Annotated in this window: 15 protein-coding genes; 5 read left to right on the top strand and 10 right to left on the bottom strand. The window is 52.0% G+C overall.

Going from position 1 to position 21,236, the window contains the following annotated elements; all coding sequences use genetic code 11:
* Nucleotides 1–11 precede the first annotated feature (11 nt).
* Entirely contained in the window at nucleotides 12–1,007 is a 996-nt protein-coding gene (locus tag JJL52_RS05370; RefSeq protein WP_202051379.1) for an SPX domain-containing protein, read from the bottom strand.
* A 382-nt stretch (nucleotides 1,008–1,389) separates the two neighbouring features.
* Between JJL52_RS05370 and JJL52_RS05365 the strand changes: the two genes are divergently transcribed.
* On the top strand, nucleotides 1,390–1,824 hold the full coding sequence (locus JJL52_RS05365) for a transposase (RefSeq protein ID WP_272901712.1): 435 nt from the start codon (nucleotides 1,390–1,392) through the stop codon (nucleotides 1,822–1,824).
* 548 nt (nucleotides 1,825–2,372) lie between these two features.
* Nucleotides 2,373–4,205, top strand: coding sequence for a glutamine--fructose-6-phosphate transaminase (isomerizing) (gene glmS / locus JJL52_RS05360; RefSeq protein ID WP_202051377.1), 1,833 nt, complete (start codon nucleotides 2,373–2,375; stop codon nucleotides 4,203–4,205).
* A gap of 33 nt (nucleotides 4,206–4,238) precedes the next feature.
* On the opposite strand, the gene JJL52_RS05355 is transcribed toward glmS, so the two are convergent.
* The 8 genes from JJL52_RS05355 to JJL52_RS05320 form a co-directional block, all read right to left on the bottom strand.
* Nucleotides 4,239–5,045 (bottom strand): Crp/Fnr family transcriptional regulator, encoded by an 807-nt coding sequence (locus tag JJL52_RS05355; protein ID WP_202051376.1) that lies wholly within the window; start codon nucleotides 5,043–5,045, stop codon nucleotides 4,239–4,241.
* 389 nt (nucleotides 5,046–5,434) lie between these two features.
* Nucleotides 5,435–5,704 carry a DUF2934 domain-containing protein gene (locus JJL52_RS05350; protein WP_236994072.1) on the bottom strand — a complete coding sequence of 90 codons (270 nt, stop codon included), beginning with the start codon at nucleotides 5,702–5,704 and terminating at the stop codon, nucleotides 5,435–5,437.
* 1,064 nt (nucleotides 5,705–6,768) lie between these two features.
* Nucleotides 6,769–9,720, bottom strand: a complete 2,952-nt coding sequence (locus JJL52_RS21650; RefSeq protein ID WP_202051375.1) for a chemotaxis protein CheB — start codon at nucleotides 9,718–9,720, stop codon at nucleotides 6,769–6,771.
* Between the two features lie 263 nt (nucleotides 9,721–9,983).
* Nucleotides 9,984–12,950 carry a malto-oligosyltrehalose synthase gene (gene treY / locus JJL52_RS05340; protein WP_236994071.1) on the bottom strand — a complete coding sequence of 989 codons (2,967 nt, stop codon included), beginning with the start codon at nucleotides 12,948–12,950 and terminating at the stop codon, nucleotides 9,984–9,986.
* Nucleotides 12,907–14,772 carry a malto-oligosyltrehalose trehalohydrolase gene (gene treZ / locus JJL52_RS05335; protein ID WP_236994070.1) on the bottom strand — a complete coding sequence of 622 codons (1,866 nt, stop codon included), beginning with the start codon at nucleotides 14,770–14,772 and terminating at the stop codon, nucleotides 12,907–12,909. The genes treY and treZ overlap by 44 nt, the downstream gene beginning before the upstream one ends.
* A gap of 33 nt (nucleotides 14,773–14,805) precedes the next feature.
* Nucleotides 14,806–16,050, bottom strand: coding sequence for a glycosyltransferase (locus JJL52_RS05330; RefSeq protein WP_202051372.1), 1,245 nt, complete (start codon nucleotides 16,048–16,050; stop codon nucleotides 14,806–14,808).
* Complete coding sequence (locus JJL52_RS05325) at nucleotides 16,047–16,736, bottom strand: DUF5752 family protein (protein WP_202051371.1); 690 nt, start codon at nucleotides 16,734–16,736, stop codon at nucleotides 16,047–16,049. Before JJL52_RS05325 ends, JJL52_RS05330 begins: the two co-directional genes overlap by 4 nt.
* A 432-nt stretch (nucleotides 16,737–17,168) precedes the next feature.
* Nucleotides 17,169–17,324: a hypothetical protein gene (locus JJL52_RS05320; protein WP_202051370.1), complete on the bottom strand. Its 156-nt coding sequence runs from the start codon at nucleotides 17,322–17,324 to the stop codon at nucleotides 17,169–17,171.
* Between the two features lie 691 nt (nucleotides 17,325–18,015).
* Here JJL52_RS05320 and JJL52_RS05315 point away from each other — a divergent pair.
* Nucleotides 18,016–18,744, top strand: coding sequence for a hypothetical protein (locus tag JJL52_RS05315; RefSeq protein WP_202051369.1), 729 nt, complete (start codon nucleotides 18,016–18,018; stop codon nucleotides 18,742–18,744).
* Between the two features lie 227 nt (nucleotides 18,745–18,971).
* Nucleotides 18,972–20,450 carry a PAS domain S-box protein gene (locus JJL52_RS05310; RefSeq protein WP_202051368.1) on the top strand — a complete coding sequence of 493 codons (1,479 nt, stop codon included), beginning with the start codon at nucleotides 18,972–18,974 and terminating at the stop codon, nucleotides 20,448–20,450.
* 105 nt (nucleotides 20,451–20,555) lie between these two features.
* Here the strand turns inward: JJL52_RS05310 and JJL52_RS05305 are convergent, their stop codons facing one another.
* Nucleotides 20,556–20,771 carry a hypothetical protein gene (locus JJL52_RS05305; protein ID WP_202051367.1) on the bottom strand — a complete coding sequence of 72 codons (216 nt, stop codon included), beginning with the start codon at nucleotides 20,769–20,771 and terminating at the stop codon, nucleotides 20,556–20,558.
* Between the two features lie 116 nt (nucleotides 20,772–20,887).
* Between JJL52_RS05305 and JJL52_RS05300 the strand changes: the two genes are divergently transcribed.
* On the top strand, nucleotides 20,888–21,214 hold the full coding sequence (locus JJL52_RS05300; protein WP_202051366.1) for a hypothetical protein: 327 nt from the start codon (nucleotides 20,888–20,890) through the stop codon (nucleotides 21,212–21,214).
* The last annotated feature ends 22 nt before the right edge of the window (nucleotides 21,215–21,236 follow it).

Below are 21,236 nucleotides of genomic sequence, written 5' to 3'. Positions count from 1 at the left end.
CGTGTTGCGAATCACGGATTGGATGGCGTATCCGCCGGCAAAAAAATGCTTTTCAACTCTTCAGGAACCAGTGCGTAATTCCGCCAGATTCGCTCCACGTCTTCCTGATTATGAGGTCCGAAGCGGTCCGGAAACTTTTTCAGCATCGCGATGCCGTCGACGACCTGCGCGCGGTGCAGCGAGGCGACCGCTTGAATGACCAATAACAGGTTATCTTCGGCAATCGGCGCTTCCCGTTCGAGATAAGTGTTGATCATATTGGCAAATTCGATGGACGGCATCTGAATCGGAAGAAAAAGGATCCATTTTTCTATTTCGTGATCCGTGGTTGCGCGCATGATTTCCCCGAGCAGCTTATAGATGGGCTTCTCGCAGCGGGAATACGCCCAGATGTAGTTCAGCACCCATCCCCGGTTGTCGTCCGTCAAATCGCCTGCATGCAGGATCGGTTCGGCCTGCCGTCGAAGTTCTTCGGCAATTTCGGAAAGCTGATATTTGCCGATGAAATCGCTGGCAAGATACTTCAAGTTCTTGTGGCTTTTCGGTTCTATCCAGGTGCTGAGTATTTTCACCGTTTCCTTCGGGCGCATTTTGACAAGCGTATCGAAAAATTCGAGGCTCTCGGTAAACGTATATTCATTTCCATCCGGCCGCGCCGGATAAAAAAGCGTAGGCGTTTGATTAATCTGGCTGGCGATTTCCTTTAACAAATGAAAAACTTCATCCGGAGTCAATACGCTGTAGGCTTTTAATGCCTGGTAAACCTGTTCCTGGCTCTCGTGTAGAAGGTTTCTCAGAATCTCTTCCCGGAACAGATGCGAGGTATATTCGTACGTCAGTCCTATAATTACCGCGACGATCAGCGCGATCGACATATGCTCCGCCCATTTCTGCAAAACTTCCGGCAACCGGGGTTCGAAGTATTTCAAAAAGAACGCGCTGATCAGAATAATGCCGAAAATAACGAACGGAATGGCCGAGTATGAATTTTTGTTTATGGATGGCATTGATTCTCTCCAAAAAACCCATCCTCATTTGAAAGACGGCCTGAGGAAAGGTTCAGCTCTTTAGGATGGGGTTAATCTTAACATCCCTCATGATTCCCGCGTCCCGCGTTCACGAACCGCAGAGTAGGGGGACGACCCGCGGTAGGGTACGCTGTGCGTACCTTTTCACCTCCCAAGGTACGCACAGCGTACCCTACGGAGCTACTTTGCCGTTTCATGCCGGAGAATGTGCTGCAATTAATTTCTTTATGTGCGGAACCGTACCGACTTCCTGTAACGCTACCGCTACTTTATTCCCCAAGGACTCAGTAATGCGCTGCAAAAACGATTCTTTTTTGTTCCGCTTGTTTATACAAGCGGAACTTCAATATAAAGGAATGCTATGAATAGATATAGAACTATCTCCGAGCGCGTGCATGGAGGCTACCAACTGGTATGGGTCCCGAAAAGAAGAATGAAAGTAGTATTTATCGGGGGGAATTTGAGAAGATATCTGGGTAATTTTTTAAATGAGCCTGCCAAGCAAAACAGTATTTTTATTGTAGAAGGCAACGTGTTGAACGACCCTTATAAAGGATATTATAGCGGACCTAAAAAACACGCTCAGCCTAGAATAGTGGGCTATCTGAAAGGCAATGGCACGTTGGAGATAAATCGGAATTTTAAAAGAAACCAAAAGCCTGGCCATGAAAAAAGTTATTCGGCAAATCGGTATGCGGTTTCCGCTGCCGATTCGGCTAATCGTCTTTCCGATAAAGAATATTTCGATGATTATGGAACTGAAGAAGCTTATTTCGCCAAATCGGGTTGGATGTAATTATGTGCGTTAGCGTACCGATTACATTTAAATTAATAATTATTCTATAAAAAAAGTGAATAAAATACTTATCTATCGCATTGCATTAAAAAGCGTGCTGTAGGGCAACTCCCGTAATTCGATTTATTGTCATACTTGCATAGGCACAGGGCACAAGGGGGATTTTTAGGAATCTGTAGGGATGCGGAAGTTAGGGCAATTGAGGGGTGGATCCGGATCCAGTTCATAGGGATATGATCGGACTTGCCAGCGAGGCGGCTGGTTTCGGCATTTCTCTTGTGCCCTGTGCCTATGCCGGAATGGCGGTATTTTTTAACGAATCGCCGGTACGACGGAAACCGGCAATCGACTGTGGGGGATGGCGGGCTCTGACGGATAAAATGCAGTCGAATCAGCTTATTCGTTTACGCAGATTATGTAATATTCAACGCAGGTTTCCGGCGGGCCGATACAGGCCGGTACGGGCTCGATTGATTTATTTGATCGGCAGCTAGGCCTGGCGATTCAATAGCCATATTTCCCTAGCAGCACCGGAAAGGAGGGTACGGATGTGTGGAATTGTAGGCGGTGTAGTCAAGCGTGATTTAGTGCCCATTTTAATGGACGGACTAAAAAAGCTGGAATACCGGGGTTATGATTCGGCCGGTTTGGCCGTTATCGGCGAGCAGGGGATACGCTGTAAGCGCATGCAGGGTAAAGTCAGGAATCTTCAGGATCTCCTGGATGAAGACCCGATTTCCGGTTGTACCGGCATCGCGCATACCCGCTGGGCCACTCACGGCAAACCGAGTCCCGAGAATGCGCATCCGCATATTTGCCGGAACAAGATCGCCGTCGTGCATAACGGCATTATCGAAAATTACCGGCAACTGCAGGAGCAGCAGCTGAAAAACGGCTATGCGTTTGCTTCGGAAACCGATACTGAAGTGATCGTGAACGAGATTTTCGACGCCTTACAGCATACGGACGGGCTCTTGAATGCCGTCAAGCGGTCCATTCCCAAACTTGAGGGAACTTATGCCCTGGGCATCATGAGCAATGACGAGCCAGGCCTTCTGGTCGCCTGTCGGCAAGGCAGCCCCCTGATTATCGGGATCGGAGCCGGCGAATATTTCATCGCCTCCGATGTGGCCGCGTTGCTCCCGGTCACGCAGCGCTTCATCTTTCTGGAAAACGGCGATATTGCGGCGATCCGTCAGAGCGGCGTAACGATTTACGACAGGAATGACCGGAAAGTGATACGGCCGGTAAAGGATAGCTTATTAACGGTCGACTTGATCGAAAAAGGCGAATACCGCCATTTCATGCTGAAGGAAATCTTCGAGCAGCCTTTTGCGGTCTCGCGCACCCTGCAGGGCAGATTCGTGGATAACCGGCTGCAGGAAAGCGCTTTCGGACGCCGTGCCGCCGAAATATTCGATGCCGTCAAAGCCGTGCAGATCGTGGCCTGCGGCACCAGTTACCATGCCGGTCTGGTCGCCCGCTATTGGCTTGAAAGGCTGGCCAGAATTCCCTGCAGCGTCGAAATCGCCAGCGAATTTCGTTACCGGGAGCCGATACTGGGTCCGGACACACTGGTCGTAGCCATTTCGCAATCCGGCGAAACTGCGGATACGCTGGCGGCGCTTCAGGAAGCCAAGAAACTGGGGGCGAAATATTCGCTGGCGATCTGCAATGTGGCCGAAAGCTCGCTGGCCAGAGAGGCCGACGCGGTATTGATGACCCGAGCGGGTCCCGAAATCGGGGTTGCCTCGACCAAAGCCTTTACTGCGCAGCTGACCGTATCGATGCTGCTGGCCATCGCGCTCGGAAGGCGGTTCGGGCTATCCGAGGCGCTCGAACGCCAAATTACCGCCGAATTGTTCAATCTGCCGGCCGAAATCGAAAAAGTTCTGCAATTGAATGACGAAATCAGAAACTTGGCGAGACAGTTCACCGAGAAACAGCATGCGTTGTTTTTAGGCCGGGGAAGCCATTACCCGATCGCGCTGGAGGGCGCTCTGAAGCTGAAGGAAATCTCCTATATCCATGCCGAGGCCTATCCGGCGGGTGAGCTGAAACATGGCCCCCTGGCGCTGATCGATTCGAGGATGCCGGTTGTTACGGTCGCGCCGAACGATCACATGCTCGAAAAACTGAAAGCGAATATGGAGGAGGTGAGTGCCCGGGACGGGCAACTGATCGTGTTCATGGATGAACGGCTCTCGTCGGCGGTTGAGGCCGGCAACCTCAAAATTATCAAGGTGCCGCAGGTCGAAAACCATCTCTCGCCCGCCGTTTACAATATCCCTTTACAACTGTTGTCTTATCATGTCGCGGCTTTGAAAGGCACCGATATCGATCAGCCGAGAAACCTTGCGAAATCGGTCACCGTGGAATAGAAATAGCCCGTTCAAAGGCGCGAACCGTTGCGGTCATTTATGAATATAACGGGCCGGCATGACTTTATGGACGGTGCGGGGAGGCGAGATAAAATCGGAAGAAACTTGGGGGTAATAGCGAGTCAATAAGCGCTTGAATTCCTGTTTCACTATTTTGTAACACTCGCAGGCCTGGTTTTCCAGCCCCGGCCTGTCGAGGATGGTGATGTGGCCGCGGCTGTAGTTGATTAAGCCTTTTTTCTGGAGTTTGCCGGCGGCTTCGGTAATCCCCTCGCGCCTGACCCCGAGCATGTTCGCGATCAGTTCCTGGGTCATCGCCAGTTCTTTCGACGGGAGCCTATCGAGGGTCGAGAGCAGATAGCGGCACAGTTGCTGTTCTATCGAATGATGGCGGTTGCAGACCGCAGTCTGAGCGGTTTGAGTAAACAGAGCCTGGGTATAGTGCAGCAATAATTTTTGCAGCATGCCGTCGCGCCGGCCGCCCGACCGGTTGAGCTCCTGCCGGAGGATGCTGCCTTTCAGGCGATAGGCATGGCCGGCGCTTTGTACGACCGCCAGGTTATGCATCGGTTCGCCGCTCATGAACAGGGATACGCCCAGCATGCCTTCGTTGCCGACGCCGGCAATTTCGGCGGAAGTGCCGTTCTCCAGCAGATTCAGCAGGGAAATAACCGAAGTGGTGGGAAAATACACGTAAAAAAGCGGATGATTCAACTCGTAAAGCACCTGGCCCTGTTTGATCTGGATCAGTTCCAGCATCGGCGACAGCCGCTCCTGGGTGTGCCGGGGCAGCGCATTGAGCAGGGAATTCTGTTGTGGATTGGAGTCATATGCAAGCATAATAAAATGGCCTCTCTGCCAACCAGCGGCGGCGAAGTGGAATACGGGGTTAAGGGGCTTAATCGACAATTCGTCATTAAGATGACCGGGTTTTTTATATTCGGAAAAATCCTTAATACCGTTAAGCTAACGCAGCCTTTCTTATTCCCTTATTTCCGGAAAGATGGAATTTCTATTAACTTAACGGTATCGTTTTATTCGAGAGATAATTCGAATGCAATGAACGGCGCTTGAATCTTTTTAATAAAATAGTAAATCATGATGAAAGATAGGGATGTCATATTTCTATTCATTCTGATATCACTAATTTTGTTGATAAAATAATCATTGTTCGCAAATTAATTATTTTACTTGCAGGCGAGCTTTACATTTTATTCGGATATTGAGTGCTAGCCTGGCGAAACATTAATTTCCTGTTCGGCAGAGTACCAGTCTTCCAATTCATGACCCGGCTCGAATCCTCTTTGTTCCGCTTTGTAATAAGCCAGCTGGGCAATTCTGGCTTCTCGGTCGAAATCCATTTCCGGGGCTTCTTGATAGACGGAGAGAATTTGCTCTTGCTCCGGCCCTTCTTGATCCGGAGTTGATTCTAGTTCTACCGAAGCGTCGTCCTTTGTGACTTTAGCATTTCTGGAAGCCATTTTTTCTACCTCGCGCATGGTTGAAAATCATCGAATTACTACATTTAAAACAGCAGATAATAAGCCTGAATTATTTTTCTTAAATAAAGCGGTTTAAAAACGACATAAAAATCTTTGTTTTAATTTGGAAAATTTAATTAATATATTCGTTAATTCTCGGTGCATCTTACTTTACAGTAAAAAAAATAATTGTAAACGCGCAAGAAAGAAGGATTAATGATAAGGAATGGATAGAATAACTATCCGTGTGGGGAAGGGGACGCGTTAAAGCCGTGCCGCTGAATAAGCTTTATTTGATAGAGCTTTTTTTCGGTATTCGAACGGGTAATCGAATAATGTGGATTAGTTTTAGATTTATTGTTCGGTAGCTTTAACGCTCCGTTATGCACCTCGGATAGCCCATACTGCACGAATAGCTCGAAGCTTGCCGTCCTTGGGGCTGGATTCGGCAACTGCTCCCTGCGTTGCCCTCGATCGCTTGTTCCCGACGCGATCTACCTCGCCCTTCCTTGGGCTCGTACCTCTCTCTGTCCATAGACCACCCTTTAGTGGTGGCATCCCTGTAGTCGTCGGCAACTGCTCCCTGCGTTGCTTCATTAACTATTTGCAAAGCAAATCCCCCCTGCCCCCCTTTTTCAAAGAGGGGAAGCGACAGCCCTGTCAAACGTTATTTTGTCGACGTGGTCAATGCTCAACTGAGTGGGACAGCGGTTTATAACCTGTCTTTTGATCACAACTCAGCAAGGGAGGGGTAGAGCGAAGCGAAACTCATCAATACGAAGTACGCTATAGCTATCCACGATGGGTTTCGGCTATCGCCTCTACCCATCCTACAGACTACAGACTACAGACTACAGACTACAGATTACAGACTACAGATTACAGATTACAGATTACAGATTACAGATTACAGATTACAGACTGGCGCCCCCCCCTTTGAAAAAGGGGGGCAGGGGGGATTTTATTAGGCTGCTTTCACAGCGTAACAGCCTTTAACGCTTAATCCGCATTTATGTATAAGGGCATGGTTCAAAGCTGGCTTTGAACTCCACTGCCTGAGTTTTGCAGGCGGTTAGGATTCGTCAGGGATTGATTTCCAGCGACAGCAGAATCATCTGCGGCATATTGATCTTGCCCATGATCCGGCTGGCGTTGATCTCCAGCCTGCGGCGGCCGATGCCGGGAATTTCGCGTTCCAGCTTAAATCCTTTAATGGGCTGCTCGTTCGCTAATACATTCTCCAGCAGGCGGCGAAGCTCGGTAAAATCGGAGAGGCCCGCCTTCAATTGAAAGATTTCCTTGCCGATCGTCTCCTCGGGAGCCAATCCGAATTCCCTGTAGAACGCCTGGCTGGCCGATACGACCTTTAGCGCTTCGGTGAGTACCAGAAGAGGCTGGTGTACGAGGCTGACGATGCTTTCGGCCCGCACCAGCGCGTCCTGCGACGCGATCTCCTTCACGCGCGAAGTAATGTCGGTAAAGGTCAGCACCACCCCGTCGATGATATTGTCCAGCGTCCGGTAGGGCTGGATGCGCGCCATCATCCAGGTATTGTCGCCGATGTACAGCTCGCGCTCGTAAGGGATCAGCGATTCGAGCACGGCTTGCGCCGCATGGTGAAGGTCGTCGCCGTTGATGGCCGATTTGATGTCGTTCAAAGGCCGGCCTACGTCCGAAGGCACCAGCCGGTAAATCCGCACCGCTTCGCGCGTGAAGCGCCGGATGATCAGGTTCCGGTCGAGAAAAATGATCCCGACGTTGATGTTGTCCAGCAGGTTTTTCATGTCGTTCTGCATGCCGGCCAGCTGCTCGATTTTGGCCTGAAGCTCCGAGTTGACGGTGACCAGTTCTTCGTTGACCGACTGCAACTCTTCCTTCGAGGTTTCCAGTTCCTCGTTGGTCGATTGCAATTCCTCGTTGGTGGACTGCATTTCTTCGTTGGCGGACTTGAGTTCCTCGTTGGACGCCTGCTGTTCTTCGATACTGGCGCGATAGCTGGTTTTCAACTGCTCCAGTGCCCGCTCCAGTTCTTCGATGCGTCCCTGTTCGCCGGGTTTGGTGGTGCGTTTGCGTACCGGTTTGGCGAGATCGACGGTGACATCCTCAAAGCTGATCAGCAGCAGATTCTGGTTGGCGTCCGGGTTGGAAATAGGGCGCACCGACAGGCTGATCGGGGAGAAACCGCCGTTGGTTCTGACTTCTATCTGCCGGTTCAAAACTTGTACTTTCTCATTGGCTGCCACGTGGATCGCGGTGCGCAGCTCCATCCCCAACCCTTCGCGGGCCATCTCGATGATGTTGTGCGAGGGCTGGCCGGGGGCAGGGCGCAGATATTTGCCGGTTTCGCCGTGAATGAACAGGATGTCGCCTTTATGGTCGGCGATCACCGAAACGGGCGCGAAAAACTGCACCAGCATGCGCCGTGTCAGCTCGGCAATGTTGAATTCCCTGATCGTCTTCATGTTTTCGTCGGAGGTTTTTGTAACGTTTCCCAGTCCCCAGGATATCCCTTGCGCCATCATGGTCCGGGCGGAGGTTAAGGAATGCACGGCGCGATAGAGCTTCCACTTGCGGTTCAGCACTTTGAAGAGTTCGTTATGACTGCCGATGCTTTCCGAAGGCGACAGGAACAGCACGCCCTCCGGCTTGAGCGCATAATGAAACGCCGGTATCAGCCTGTCCTGAAGTTCCGGCTTCAGGTAAATCAGCAGATTGCGGCAGCATAAGAGGTCGAGTTTGGTGAACGGCGGATCCTTGATCACGTTTTGCACCGCGAACACGATCATTTCCCGGATCTCCTTTTTGACCCGGTAACCGTTGTCTTCTTTTAAAAAAAAACGGCGCAGCCGTTCCGGCGTGACATCCTGGGCGATGTTGGGCGGATAAAGGCCGGTGCGGGCGATTACAATCGCATCTTCGTCCAGGTCGGTGCTGTAAATCTGGACCTTAAGCTCTTTCTGGAGCTTGTCCATCAGTTCGCGCAAGACGATCGCAATCGAGTAGGCTTCCTCGCCGGTGGCGCACCCGGCGACCCAGACCCGGAAAATAGCGCCTTCCGGTTTATCCTTGCACAACTGCGGCAGTATGGTTTCTTCCAGGATCGCAAACGCTTCCGGATCGCGGAAAAAACTGGTTACATTGATCAGCAGTTCCTTGAACAGGGTGTGGACTTCGTCCGGTTTTTCCTTGAGGTAGCGGATATAGGTATCGGTATCCTTAATGTCGTTCTGCAGCATGCAGCGCTCGATGCGGCGGCCGATCGTGCTTTCCTTGTACAAGGAAAAGTCGTGGCCGGTAATCGAGCGGAGCAGCAGCAGAATACGCATCATGCCGCTTTCCGGTTTGGGGCGCGAGGCCGCCGGTTCGCCTTCGGCGGCGGGTTTTTCGGCCTCGGTGATCCGGATGTGTTCGGACTCGGCGATCAGCGCATCGGGCATTTTATCGACAGGCAATACCCGCGCCGCATAGCCGGTCTGGATCACGCTGGACGGCATGCCGTCGTAACGCGCCGTGTCGGGCTTCTGCACGTAAGTCATGCCGCCCGCGCCGAGTATCGCGCGGCACCCTAAGGTGCCGTCGGTGCCGGTCCCGGACAGGATGATCCCGACCGCGTTTTCTTTCTGGTCCTCGGCCAGCGAGCGCAGAAAGGCGTCGATCGGCAGGCGCTTCCCGCGCGGCACATTCGGGATGCTGAGCTGGATTTTACGGTGAAAAATTTCCATGTCCCGGTTGGGCGGAATCACGTACACCTTGTCGGGGGCAACCGGCATTTGGTCCTGCACTTCGACGACCGGCATGCTGGTCGAGCGCTGCAGGATTTCGGTCAGCAGGCTGGCGTGGCTCGGGTCGAGATGCGGCACCAGCACAAAGGCGAGGCCGCTGTCGGCCGGCATATGCTGGAAGAATTCCTCGAAAGCTTCCAGACCGCCGGCGGAGGCGCCGATTCCGACAATTTTGAAAGATCCGGCCGTATTTTCGGGAGATTTAGGGGAAGTATCCGAATGGTTATTGGATGAAGATTGGGTTTTGTTCACGATGACTTTTTGGCCGCATTTGAGTTTTCATCCTGCAGGATGACATAGTGAGTTTTTCGGCATTGAGCGAAACGAGATCAATTGTTCCCTTAATCAAGGCCGGACGGAAGCTTTCAGTTTTTCTGAATACCAGACATCAATATTGATCCATGGCCTATTGGCTGTCAAAGAATATTTCTCAGGAAAATCAGACAGAGTGGGGGTGATCGATCCATTTTGCCGAAGCGCGGTAATGGCTTTTTGCTTGAGGCCGATGTTCGGTTTTATGGCGCCGGCTCAGAAGAGGGCGACATAATCGCAAACGGAAACAAACCGAAAGAGGGAGGCAGGCAAAGCTGAAGCTGATCTTCGGCCCTTATTGTCTCGGCCCGGCATTGGCCGAACAGATCCCGGTATTCCTCGGGTGCCGCCGGCGGCAGTTCCAGCCGGGTGTCGTTCCAAAAATCGCCCGGCGGATCGCTTTTGTCGATATATAAAGCGGCGATCAGGCGGGGAACCACGATAATCACGAAATGGTTCTGGTCTTTTCTGGCGAACGCCAAGAGACGCTCGGCGCCGTTGCCCTGGATATTGATTTTCAGGTAGTCGCCGGTTTGAAACAGCGCGGCATGGCGCAGCCGAAAACGCAGAGTCTGCATCATGACGAACAGCTTGATGCGCCCGTCTTCCATGACGGAGAACAGGGAACGCAGCAGCTGAAGGCGGTTCTGGCCGGGTTCGGCCAGCATCGCATCCAGTTGTTCCATCGCCTGATGGTGCCGGTCGAAATCGAGCGGGCGCCGGTTGTCCGGATCGACCAGGCTAAATTGCCAGAGTTCGCTGCCCTGGTAAATGTCGGGCACGCCGGGCGAGGTCAACTGCAGCACCGATTGCGCAAGGGTGTTCAACAGGCCGGGCGTTCGAATCCGTTTTTCGAATTCGGTAAATTCCCGTAAAAACATCGGATTGGCGTTGGTGTCCAGGCAGCGGCAAACGAACGCGTCGACGGCCTGCTCATAATTCTCGTTCGGGTCGATCCAGGACGTGTAAAGCTTCGCTTCGCGGACCGCCTTGATCATATAGGCCCGGATGCGTTCCCGGTAATCCTTCAGCGCCGTATCGTCCATGGGCGTCAGCGGCCAGGTTCCGATCAGCACCTGGTAGAACAGATATTCATCGTCCCAGACGAGCGCGTTCCGGCCCGCTTTCGATTTGGGCTGTTTGGTCAGCTTCCGCCAGCGCAGCACGGCTTCCTGCCATTGCCGCGGTATCTCGCTCAGCACATTGATCCGGGCGCGCATGTCGGCGCTGTGTTTGCTGTCGTGCGTGGACAGCGACAGCATGCTGTGCGGCCATTTTTTGAGCCGTTCCTGGTTGAAGTAATGGAAGGCATTCACCGAATAGCCCAGATGGCCCGGATCGCCGCCCACCTCATTCACCGAAATGAGCCGGTTGTAACGGTAGCAGGCGGTATCCTCATAGCCTTTCGCCATGACCGGCGCGGTGTATTGCTGCAGCTTCATCGCGAACTTGAGCCGCTCCCTTTCCGAAACCGGCGAATGTTGTTCCAGGAGCAGGATGTTCCGGATGAACTCGAACACGGTCTTGTCGGCGGCGCGGCTGCGCTGCTTGGCCTGCTCAATTGCCCAGTTGATGTACTGGCTGTCCTTTTTGCCGATGCTGTTGCTGTTGATATAGGTCCGGTAGACCGGAAAGCAGGCGATCATTTCCGATAAGGCTTCGCGCAGGGCGTTCAGCGTGTAATCGCGGGTTTTCGGGTTCGCATTGGCAATTTTACTGAGCTGGTTGGCAAGTACATTCAATTCGCCTCCCATCAGCGTCTTCATCACCAGTTTTTTGGACTGATAGACCAATTCGCCGAAATCCTGGCGCTTTCGGGCGAAACGGCCGTAACAACGCGTCAGTTGCGCTTGTGCATTGTTGTCGATGAACACGCCGTTCACGATATTGGCGAACTCGTAGCCGGTGGTGCCGTGAATCGGCCAGTCGCTGGACAGGTATTCGTAATTGGCGACGATTTTTTCGGCCACCACATAAACCGGGGGCATGTCTTTCGGTTCGGTTTCGATATTCAAGAGGATGGCCGCCATCTTTTTATTCAGGCGTTCGTAATAGGCGACCGGATCGTACAGTCCGTCCGCATGATCGATCCGGAGCCCTTGAATCTTGCCCTGCCCGAGCTGGGACAGAATCAATTGATGGGTGGCATCGAACACTTTTTCGTCTTCGATGCGCAACCCGGCCAGATCGTTGATATCGAAGAACCGGCGGTAATTGATTTCGTCCCCGGCTACGCGCCAGTAAGCCAGGCGGTAAACCTGTTTTTCCAGAAGGGCGTGCATTTCGCTGCTCTCGCCGCCGTTCCGGTTGATTTCCGCTACGCGGTAGGCGATGAAGCGCAGGATCGGCGGATTGTCCGCGCAGAGCCGGGCGAGGTGTTTCTTGAAAACTTCCTTGTCCCGCCGGCGTTCTTCTTTTTTCTCTTCCGTGGTTTCGGTGCGCAGCGGCAGTTTGCTGAAACTGTTGTCGAGGGTCTGGTATTCCGGAAACACCGGGTCGTCCGGCGCGAAAGCCTTCGTCAACTGCTCGTGCTGCGAGTTCAGGATCAGCGGATAAGTCTGCGGATCGATCGGAAAACGGTGCTGGAAATAGTAAATGCCGAATTCGCCGAGGGTGGCGTCGAATTCCAGCGTCAGTTGCTGCTGTTCCAGGATCTCGCCGTACAGGCCGCCGAGCACCGGAATCAGCAGCTTGTTCTGCAGCGCCTGGTTGACGGGATGCCATTCGATGTCGAAAAAATCGGCATAGCCGGAAGCTTGGCCGTTCTCCAGTATGTCCTGCCACCAGAGATTGTCGCTGCCCATCACGCCCATGTGATTCGGCACGATGTCGGCGATCAGGCCCATGCCGTGGCGCTGCAGTTCGGCGACGAACCGGTCGAACGCTTCGGCGCTGCCGATTTCCGGGTTGATTTCGCTGTGGTCGACAATATCGTAGCCGTGTGCGCTGCCGGGGCGGGCCTTCAGGTAAGGCGATACGTAACAATGGCTGATGCCGAGGCGGCGCAAATACGGCACCAGCCGGGTTGCTTTCGCAAACGTAAAATCTTTATTCAATTGCAGGCGGTAAGTCGATACCGGAATCGCCGCTTTTTGGCGCAGAAGCGCGGATTCGGCGGTATGCTCCTCACTTTCGCGGGGAAGCGGATAGCCGGCTGTCGACTCGATCATCATCAGGTTCCTCCAGGCAGAACAGAATCGACCACGGCGGTAATTTCCCTTGCCGCAGCGTTTCCGGCAGCTCGCCGGGAGTGGCATACAGCACTCTGCCGGCGGTAGGGCATTCCGCTTCCGCCTCGGTAGCGCCCAGGTTGGCGGTCAACGTCAGCATCGCGCCGCCGTTCAACTGCCACTGCACCTGTATGGAACGGTCGGCGATCAGCCGGTAACCGGCCTGTTTTCCGGTGACGCCGTGCAGTCTTGGGATGATTTCACGCTTACGGATGCGCAGCAATTCCCGGTGAAAATCCAGCCATTGCCGGTGCGGCAGCAGCGTGATTTCTTCCCAGCGCAGGATCGCCGACTGATAGGTTGACAGCACATTCGGCGAAGGCAGGGCGCTGGCGCTGGGCGCCGTTTCGCCTCCGAACTCCGGAAAATCGGCAAATTCCTGCCGGCGCCCTTCCGCCACTTGCCGGCCGAGTTCCTCCGGAAAATCGACAAAATAAGGGAAAGGCTGCGTGCATGCCCATTCCTCGCCCATGAACAGCAGCGGGATCGAGGGCGCCAGCAAAACGATCGCGGTTGCCGCGCGCACGGCTTCGGCCGGGCAGAGTTCGGTAATCCGCCGGCCTTGCGGCCGGTTGCCGATCTGGTCATGATTCTGCAGGAAAGAGATGAAGGCGGTGAGCGGCAGATCCGGGCTGGGCTCGCCCCGGGCTAGCCCGGCCCGATAGGGCGAGGTTTCTCCCTGATAGGCGAACCCCTGCGTCAGGCACCGCCCCAGCAGATGCATCGCTTGGTCGCGGTAGTCCCGGTAGAATCCGAAGGTTTCCCCGGTCAGCAGCACGTGCAAGACATGATGCATGTCGTCGTTCCACTGGGCATCGAAATACTGGGTCGGGTTGTTCTTGCCGCGCCTTAGATAATGGCCGGCATTGTTGTCGTTTTCCAGGATCAGGTAGACATGGCGGTCGTAGCCCGGCCCCTGGCGGACCGCATCGGCCAGTTCCTCCAGAAAGTGGGGTTTTCTGGAATCGAAAATGCTGTGTGCGGCATCGAAACGCAAGCCGTCGAAATGGTATTCTTCGAGCCAATACAGGGCATTGTGGATAAAGTACTGGCGTACCCAGTGGCTTTGCCCGAAATTGATCGCATCGCCCCAGGAGGTATCATGGTCCGGGGTAAAGAACTCCGGCGCGTAAAGGCGGAGATAATTCCCTTCGGGCCCGAAATGGTTATAAACCACATCGTTGAAAATCATCAGGCCTTTCGCGTGCGCGGCGTCGACCAGCTCTTTCAGTTCGTCGGGCGTTCCGTAGCAGCTCGCCGGCGCGAACGGCAGCACTCCGTCATAGCCCCAGTTGCGCCGGCCGAAAAAATCGGCGATCGGCATCAGCTGAATCGCGGTGACGCCCAGATCGATCAGATAATCCAGCTGTTTCCTGACCCCGGCAAAATTGCCTTCTCCGGAAAAAGTCCCGACATGCAGTTGATAGAACACCGCGCTTTCCCAGGTCCGGCCCTTCCAGTGGTGGTCCTGCCATTGCCAGGCCGCGGGGTCGATTACTTGGCTCGAACCGTGCACGTCCTGAGGCTGATAGCGGGAGCCGGGATCCGGCACATGATGTTTACCATCGATCAGGTACTGGTAATAAAATCCGGTACCGGCCAGTTCGGTCGTAATGCCGTACCAGCCTTCGTCTTCGGCGGCCATGTGCAGCCTGACTTCGGGCGCATCGCCCTGCAGGCATAGCTCAACTTTATCCGCTCCGGGAGCCCACAGGCGAAAATTCACTCGGCCGTCGTCGAGCAACCGGGTTCCGAAAGGCATCAGATGTGATCTTTTTATTCCTGCCATGCGTCGTCATCCGCTCACTTCGATTCGATCGTTCGCATGATGCTGCAGTGCGACCATCAAGGTCAGGTGTTCGCGCAACTGGCGGGTCAGAAGAAAGTTTTCGCGCACGAACGCTTTGCCTTTAACCCCCATTTCTTCCATTTTCTGCCTTTGATTCAAAAGATAGCGGATTCGCAAGGAGGCGCCTTCCGGGGTATTGACCAGAAACCCGGTATGGAAATTGATCACCTGCAGGCGAATGCCGCCGGTATCGCCGCCGATCACCGGTTTTCCTTTCCAAAGTGCCTCGGTCACCGTCAGGCCGAAACCCTCCTTGGTGGATTTTTGCAGCACGATATCGGCGAGCCGCTGTAACGCATTGATCGTCCGGTGCGCGTCGGGCGGGAGCAGCAGAATTTTGATACTGGGGTCATCGCCGGCTGCGCAGCGCACCTCGTTCAGGACGGCTTCGCCTTCCGGGTCGTCGGTGGCGCTCCCGCCGGCCAGCACCATTTGCAGGTTCGGGATATAACACTTGGCCATTTTGTATGCTTCGATTACCCCGACCGGGTCTTTGAAGCGGTCGAAGCGCGAAACCTGAACGATCATCGGCGCGTCCGGGTCGATGCCGAAATGCCCGCGCACCGAATCCAGTTCTTCCTGCGGCAAGTCGATATTCTTGTCGCTCAACGGGTCGATGCTTGGCGAAATGATATAGGACGGATGCGGCATTGGCTGGACGAACTGCGGCAAGGAAAAAATGCTCGCATCGTAGCCGCGCACGAACTGTTCGATGAAACGCCAGGGACGCCGGTACGGATGGCTGGCATCGATGTGGCAGCGCCAGATCCATTTGCCTTTCCGTCCCTTGCAATATTGCAGCAGCGCCGCCGGTTGCGGGTCATGGATAAAAACAAAATCCGCCTCTTCGAGAATGGGCCGCAATTGATTTGCATTCTGTTCGTTTACTTCGCGGAAATGGTTCAATTGCGCTTCGGGTATGCCGATCTGGTTGCCCTGGATCGCATTGTGCAGGCTCTTGGTGCATTGATAAAACTCGCTGTCTCCGGTAATGACTTCCCAGCGCATGTCGATTCCCAGCTCACGGCCTAACGGCACCATTTTTTCCAGGATTTCGGCGACGCCGCCGCCGAGGCGTGTCGAATTTACATGAACCACGGTTTTTCCTTGCAGCGATCGAGACAACTGCTGCAAATGGCGGATCACGTCCTCGCCGGTCACCGCGGCATAGGATTCCAGCATGGAGGTCATGACACGGCCTCCGTAATATAGTTTTGAAAAGTGGTGGCCAGTTGTTGGCGCAACTGGGTCAAAGTGATGAAATACGGATCGATTTTCGATAATTGATCGATCAAAGGTCGGTAAGTCTCGCCGAAAAAGCCCAGCCATTGGCGGAAATCGTCGATATTGCTTTCGGTACGGCGGCGCGAGTCGATGAAATGATAAAAAATGCTGTTGGCCGACAGGAGAGGAATCATTTCCACCATCTCTTGCGGCGTGGCCACCGAGGTGCGCGACTCGAATACGACAATCTGCGAGCGGATGAATTGAAAACGCTGCGAGGCTTGGGACCATTGCAGGTATTCGCTTTCTTCGAGCCGGTCGTCGATGTACTCCAGCAAGCGGTAGCGCAGGTCTTCGGGATTATTGTAAAAGGTCGGGTCAAGAACGGCCAATTGTTCGGCCAGTTTCGTATCGTGCAGGCTGTGGCGTACCCAGCTCGCAAAATCGTTGATATATTCCGCCTCTTCAAAGTGAGGCAACAACAGATTGCCCCAGAAATGGTAATAAAGACTGTCCGGGCTCAGTGTTTCGATATGGTCGCGGAATTCTTTCAAGGTCGCCGCGCGTTTGTGAGTGGCAATCGCGATTAATGCGCAATCTTTAAAGACAAACCGCGGAATATCGGTTTGGGTTTGGTCATTTGCCGCATTCATTAGGATTAACTCCCCCGGTAATCGCGCAAAATGGTGCGCCGGTATTTTTCCGAAACATGAAATTTACCTGTTTGCTAAAATTTCTTAGCAAGTAGGATTATTTATGAATGCCTGGATTTTTAGTTTAACTAAATTGGTTGTAAATGATTTTTGTTCGCGGATTCTTGTTTTTGAATAATTTGTTAGAGACAAGGGCCGTTATTCAAGTTCCAATTTTGTTCGAATGCGAAATAAGTATAAATTAAGTGCATTAATCAAAAAATAAGAATAACTTGTAATAATATAATGATTTATAATCATTAATTGATTAATTAAGTTGTTTATATATTCGATATTTCCGGGTTTTGTTCTTGATTTTTTTAGGTTTAGCTAAGGGCAATCGACGAGTTGCTGGTACAGAAAGAGGCATTGCATAAAGTGATTGTGAGTGACTTAAAATACCCTTAATAAAGCCTCAATTTTTTTTAAAAAGTGCCTGCCTAATGCTGAAGTCGAACTGCGGTGCCAATCTTTAATTCTTTTATATTCTAAAGGCTTAGCCAGGGCTAGAGTCGTAGCTTTTCGGGAATTGATACTTTGTATATCCATTTAATATCCTTAGCCCCTCATTATTTGTATATTTACAGTTTTCTAGATATAAATATAAACTAGCATCCGTCGGCGAAAAGGGCAATGTCGTTAAGTTGGACCGTCGGCCGGCGATTTTTGCCGGAATGAGGTAGTTTTTAACGGCATTGCTAGAGAGGGAAATTCCCCGGAACCGATACAAAATTTTATAAACATTCGGATCGATGGCATGAGAATCCGGTTTGGCTCGTGCTATCCAGGGAAGCCAAAAGAACGCATGAGGAGCCGAATTTTTGAAATTAAATCATCTAAAAATGCGGTTTTGTCAGCGGCTCGAGTCAGTGCGGATTGGCTTTGACGTGCTGATGAAAAACGGCCGGGCAAGCTACAGGAAGATCGGAATATGACACGATCGGCTCCGGCAGGCGCGGGCATCCTACCCGGGGCTAGGGCGGAGATAGCGGTATCTTCCTTATGCTATCGAGGAAAAATAGTCAATCTGTGTTGCGTGTAAGGCGTTGTAAATTGATTGGCGCAGGGACCTTTGTGTAGCTAGCGCTATGCCTGCCCGGCCGGATGCCCTACTTGGTTTAGATAATAAAAAACAATGGAAAATGTCATTTTAAGGTGCGCCGAACGAAAGGGCTTGATTTTTGCCGGTTTTCGTTTGGTGTTATGCGGATGAAAAATCGATGGCAATTAGGAACATTTTATGAATCAGTACTCCCACAACTTAATAAAGGCATCGCGTCTGGCTCATAAAGAGCTCAGTAGAAGAAACGCCATCCATGAGGCCGGACATGCTGCCGCCATTTATCTGGGCAACAAGCAAAAAGGTTTGCCGCCGGTCTATTTTCGGATTACGATCAATGGTATAGTGCAAAGCGGTAGCCAATCAAAACGTCTTCTCGGCGATCCTTATGATACCTATATTGCCAAAATGGAAGGCGGTCGCCTGGTTCAGAATCTGCCTACGTCACTTGCTGCAGCGACAAAGGACTTTTCCGCTGCCCAGAAAATCGCCTATGAAACCGCTTTCGAAGCGGACATCATCAATTTGCTGGCGGGGCCGGTGGCTGAAGCCAAGGATGTAGCCATGCGCGATAACGAACTGGTCAATTCGGACCGGATCAACGTCAAGGCGCTGCAGTACTATGACGGGTCATATGAATTGGATGTTGTCAGGGAATATTTTGAATGTTTTTTTGATAACGAAGACCTGAAAAAAAGAAAAATTAATGAATTCTTCCTGGCTGCATTCGCCTTCGTCAGCGATTACTCAAACTGGAGCGCCATCAACAGGCTGGCGGATCATATTCTGGCTGATGACAAGCTCATCATTGATTGCGATGAGATTATTTCGGTTTTGGAAGATGAAAGCCGTTTTCCGTTGACCGATTCGGTTTTGTCAAGCTCCATGTCATTATCGGGAAGTTTTTGAATTTAAGCTGATTTCGATCATTATGAACAATTCGCCGAGCATGAAATCTAATTACAATTATATAGGTAGAATATGCTGATGAGCTTAATTAGCATTCCCCTCATGTAGAGCTGTTGCCTGAGTTTCGCGGTAAGAATCTGCCGGTTTTCGAGCAGACGGAATCTGTAGTAAATTGTATCCAAAATTAATATGCTGTTGACAGTTCAAATTTCGATGGAGCTCAACTGATGACTATGAAGACCGATCTACTCTTCGATCAGCTACAAAGGCAGTTAGAGTTACGCGAAAAAGCCGAAGCTCGAATTGCCCGTGTCGCCATAAAAGACCGGGAGGTTTTAAGTCCCGACAAACTGTTGCACGAATTGCGGGTCCACCAGATCGAACTGGAGATGCAAAATGAGGAACTGCGGCGTTCGCAGGCCGAACTGACTGCCTCGCGCGACCGGTACGCCGACCTTTACGATTTTGCGCCGGTCAGTTATTGTACGATTACTTGGGGCGGCGTGATTCTCGAATGCAACCTCACCGGCGCGAAATTGTTCGATACGCCCCGCAGAAAGCTGATCAATCGGCTGTTTGCGCAGTTTATTGCCGATGAAGAAAAAGACCAATGGCACCGGTTTTTTTGCCAGGCTCGCCAGAATGCGGATAGACAGAGCTGCGAAACGCAGATTCGGCGCGCCGACGGTTCCGTTTTTTATGTGCAGGTCGACTGCCTGCGCATCGAGATTGACGGCGAACTGCCGATTTTCCGTTTGACGCTCAGCGACATTTCTTCACTCAAGCAGGCCGAACAATGCCTGCGCGTGGCTGCCGCGGCTTTCGAGACCCAGGAAGCCATCCTGATCACCAACGCGGACAAGCTTATTCTGCGCTCCAATAAAGCCTTCACCCGGATTACCGGTTACAGTGCGAAAGAAATTGTCGGTCAGACGCCTTCATTCTTTCAATGCGGCCTGCAGGACGACTCGTTTGCGGAATTTTTGTGGATCTCCATGGTGCGCGACGGCTACTGGCAAGGCGAAGCCTGCGAGCGGCGCAAGAACGGCGAGGTTTTTCCCGTCTCGCTCAGCATCACCCAAGTACTTGGACCCGAAGGTCGCATCAGCCATTATGTGATCTGTTTTTCGGACATTACCTTGCAAAAGGAAGCTGAAAAAGTTCTGCTGAACAAAAAGGCCTTCCTCGAAAAGCAGATCAAAATCATGCATTCGGACCTCGGGAAAGCCAATAAGGAAACTTCCGAAATAAACACCGCTTTGCAAGTGATGCTCAAGCAGCAACAGGCGGAGCTTTCCAAGGCCCAGTTCTCGCTTTCGCAGGAAGCGGAAAGAACGGTGCTGCCTTTTCTGAAAAAGCTGAAAGAGCATACCCGCGATAAAAACGAAATCCGCTTGATCGGCATTCTGGAGGTCAACTTAAAGCATTTGCTGGATTCGTACGGCGTTTCGGAAAGCCTGCCGGCCGCCTATATGAAGCTGACCCCGGTCGAAATCCAGGTGGCGTCGATGATCAGGCAGGCCATGCCGACAAAAGTGATTGCTTCGATGCTGAAGCTCTCACCGGGAACGGTCAACATCCACCGAAAGCACATCCGCAAAAAATTGGGATTGAACAGCCGTTCATTGAATCTGACCGGCTATTTGATGTCCCTGCATGAAGAGATCTCACACGCCGATCAAAGCCTGCTTCTAGAAGAAAATTGAATCCCGGCTCCGACGGGTTCAGGCGCATGATTCTTCCTGTATCGGAAGAATCATGCGCGGGCTTATTAGTCTTCTTTCCTCTCTTTCTTTTGTTTCTCTTCAGAATTAGGTTCGGCCGGCTCGTTCTTTGATTGGAACGATAAATCTGTTTGTCTCGGTAAATGCTCCCGCGGGAATTAAGCCTTTGTTTGTACCGCAGCGCTCTGCTTCGCGCCCTATGTCGACTGACTTTAAACGTAAAAAGCCATGGCGCTTGCGTGGCATTTCAGCTTGAAAATCCCCTCTCGGTTTATTAAAAAATAGGATATCTATTCTATCCATTTCTTATCATTAATTGCCTGTTATTTAATGTTTACATTTACTTGTTCTGTTGTAAATTTAATTAATTAAAAAATAAAAAGAACAGCTGTTATTAATTGTAATGAGGGTGATGAATTATGGTTAAGCAAGAGATATCGATAGAGTTTTTCGCGGCTTTTATTCTGGTTTTATTTTCCGTTGCCCCGCTGGCGCATGCAGCCGGTACCAGTGAAGAAGAACAGCAGCAGGAAGAGTCGTTTAGCGAGCCTGTTCAGGAATTGACGGGAAGGGCGGGAGATGTTCCGGTATATTCTCATATCTACGGCGCCGATTTTATGACCGAGCAAGAAAGATGCAATTATTTGCTGAAGCTCGACGGTATGAAGACGAAGGAGGAGAGGGCTGCATTTCGAGCCAGCCACCATAAGGAAATCGATATGCGGCGCAAAGAAAAAGGCGGCTGACGTTTTCGGCTTTTAAATATAA

The organism is Candidatus Methylomicrobium oryzae (genome assembly GCF_016745425.1).
GTDB lineage: Bacteria > Pseudomonadota > Gammaproteobacteria > Methylococcales > Methylomonadaceae > Methylomicrobium > Methylomicrobium oryzae.
This window is presented reverse-complemented; position numbering and strand designations above follow the sequence as displayed.

What these genes read in the sequence shown, in the direction of transcription:
- JJL52_RS05370 (WP_202051379.1), bottom strand. Translation starts at nt 1,007, where the DNA reads ATGCCATCCATAAACAAAAATTCATACTCGGCCATTCCGTTCGTTATT.
- JJL52_RS05365 (WP_272901712.1), top strand. Translation starts at nt 1,390, where the DNA reads ATGAATAGATATAGAACTATCTCCGAGCGCGTGCATGGAGGCTACCAA.
- glmS (WP_202051377.1), top strand. Translation starts at nt 2,373, where the DNA reads ATGTGTGGAATTGTAGGCGGTGTAGTCAAGCGTGATTTAGTGCCCATT.
- JJL52_RS05355 (WP_202051376.1), bottom strand. Translation starts at nt 5,045, where the DNA reads ATGCTTGCATATGACTCCAATCCACAACAGAATTCCCTGCTCAATGCG.
- JJL52_RS05350 (WP_236994072.1), bottom strand. Translation starts at nt 5,704, where the DNA reads ATGCGCGAGGTAGAAAAAATGGCTTCCAGAAATGCTAAAGTCACAAAG.
- treY (WP_236994071.1), bottom strand. Translation starts at nt 12,950, where the DNA reads ATGATCGAGTCGACAGCCGGCTATCCGCTTCCCCGCGAAAGTGAGGAG.
- treZ (WP_236994070.1), bottom strand. Translation starts at nt 14,772, where the DNA reads ATGCCTTTCGGAACCCGGTTGCTCGACGACGGCCGAGTGAATTTTCGC.
- JJL52_RS05330 (WP_202051372.1), bottom strand. Translation starts at nt 16,050, where the DNA reads ATGACCTCCATGCTGGAATCCTATGCCGCGGTGACCGGCGAGGACGTG.
- JJL52_RS05325 (WP_202051371.1), bottom strand. Translation starts at nt 16,736, where the DNA reads ATGAATGCGGCAAATGACCAAACCCAAACCGATATTCCGCGGTTTGTC.
- JJL52_RS05320 (WP_202051370.1), bottom strand. Translation starts at nt 17,324, where the DNA reads ATGGATATACAAAGTATCAATTCCCGAAAAGCTACGACTCTAGCCCTG.
- JJL52_RS05315 (WP_202051369.1), top strand. Translation starts at nt 18,016, where the DNA reads ATGAATCAGTACTCCCACAACTTAATAAAGGCATCGCGTCTGGCTCAT.
- JJL52_RS05310 (WP_202051368.1), top strand. Translation starts at nt 18,972, where the DNA reads ATGACTATGAAGACCGATCTACTCTTCGATCAGCTACAAAGGCAGTTA.
- JJL52_RS05305 (WP_202051367.1), bottom strand. Translation starts at nt 20,771, where the DNA reads ATGGATAGAATAGATATCCTATTTTTTAATAAACCGAGAGGGGATTTT.
- JJL52_RS05300 (WP_202051366.1), top strand. Translation starts at nt 20,888, where the DNA reads ATGGTTAAGCAAGAGATATCGATAGAGTTTTTCGCGGCTTTTATTCTG.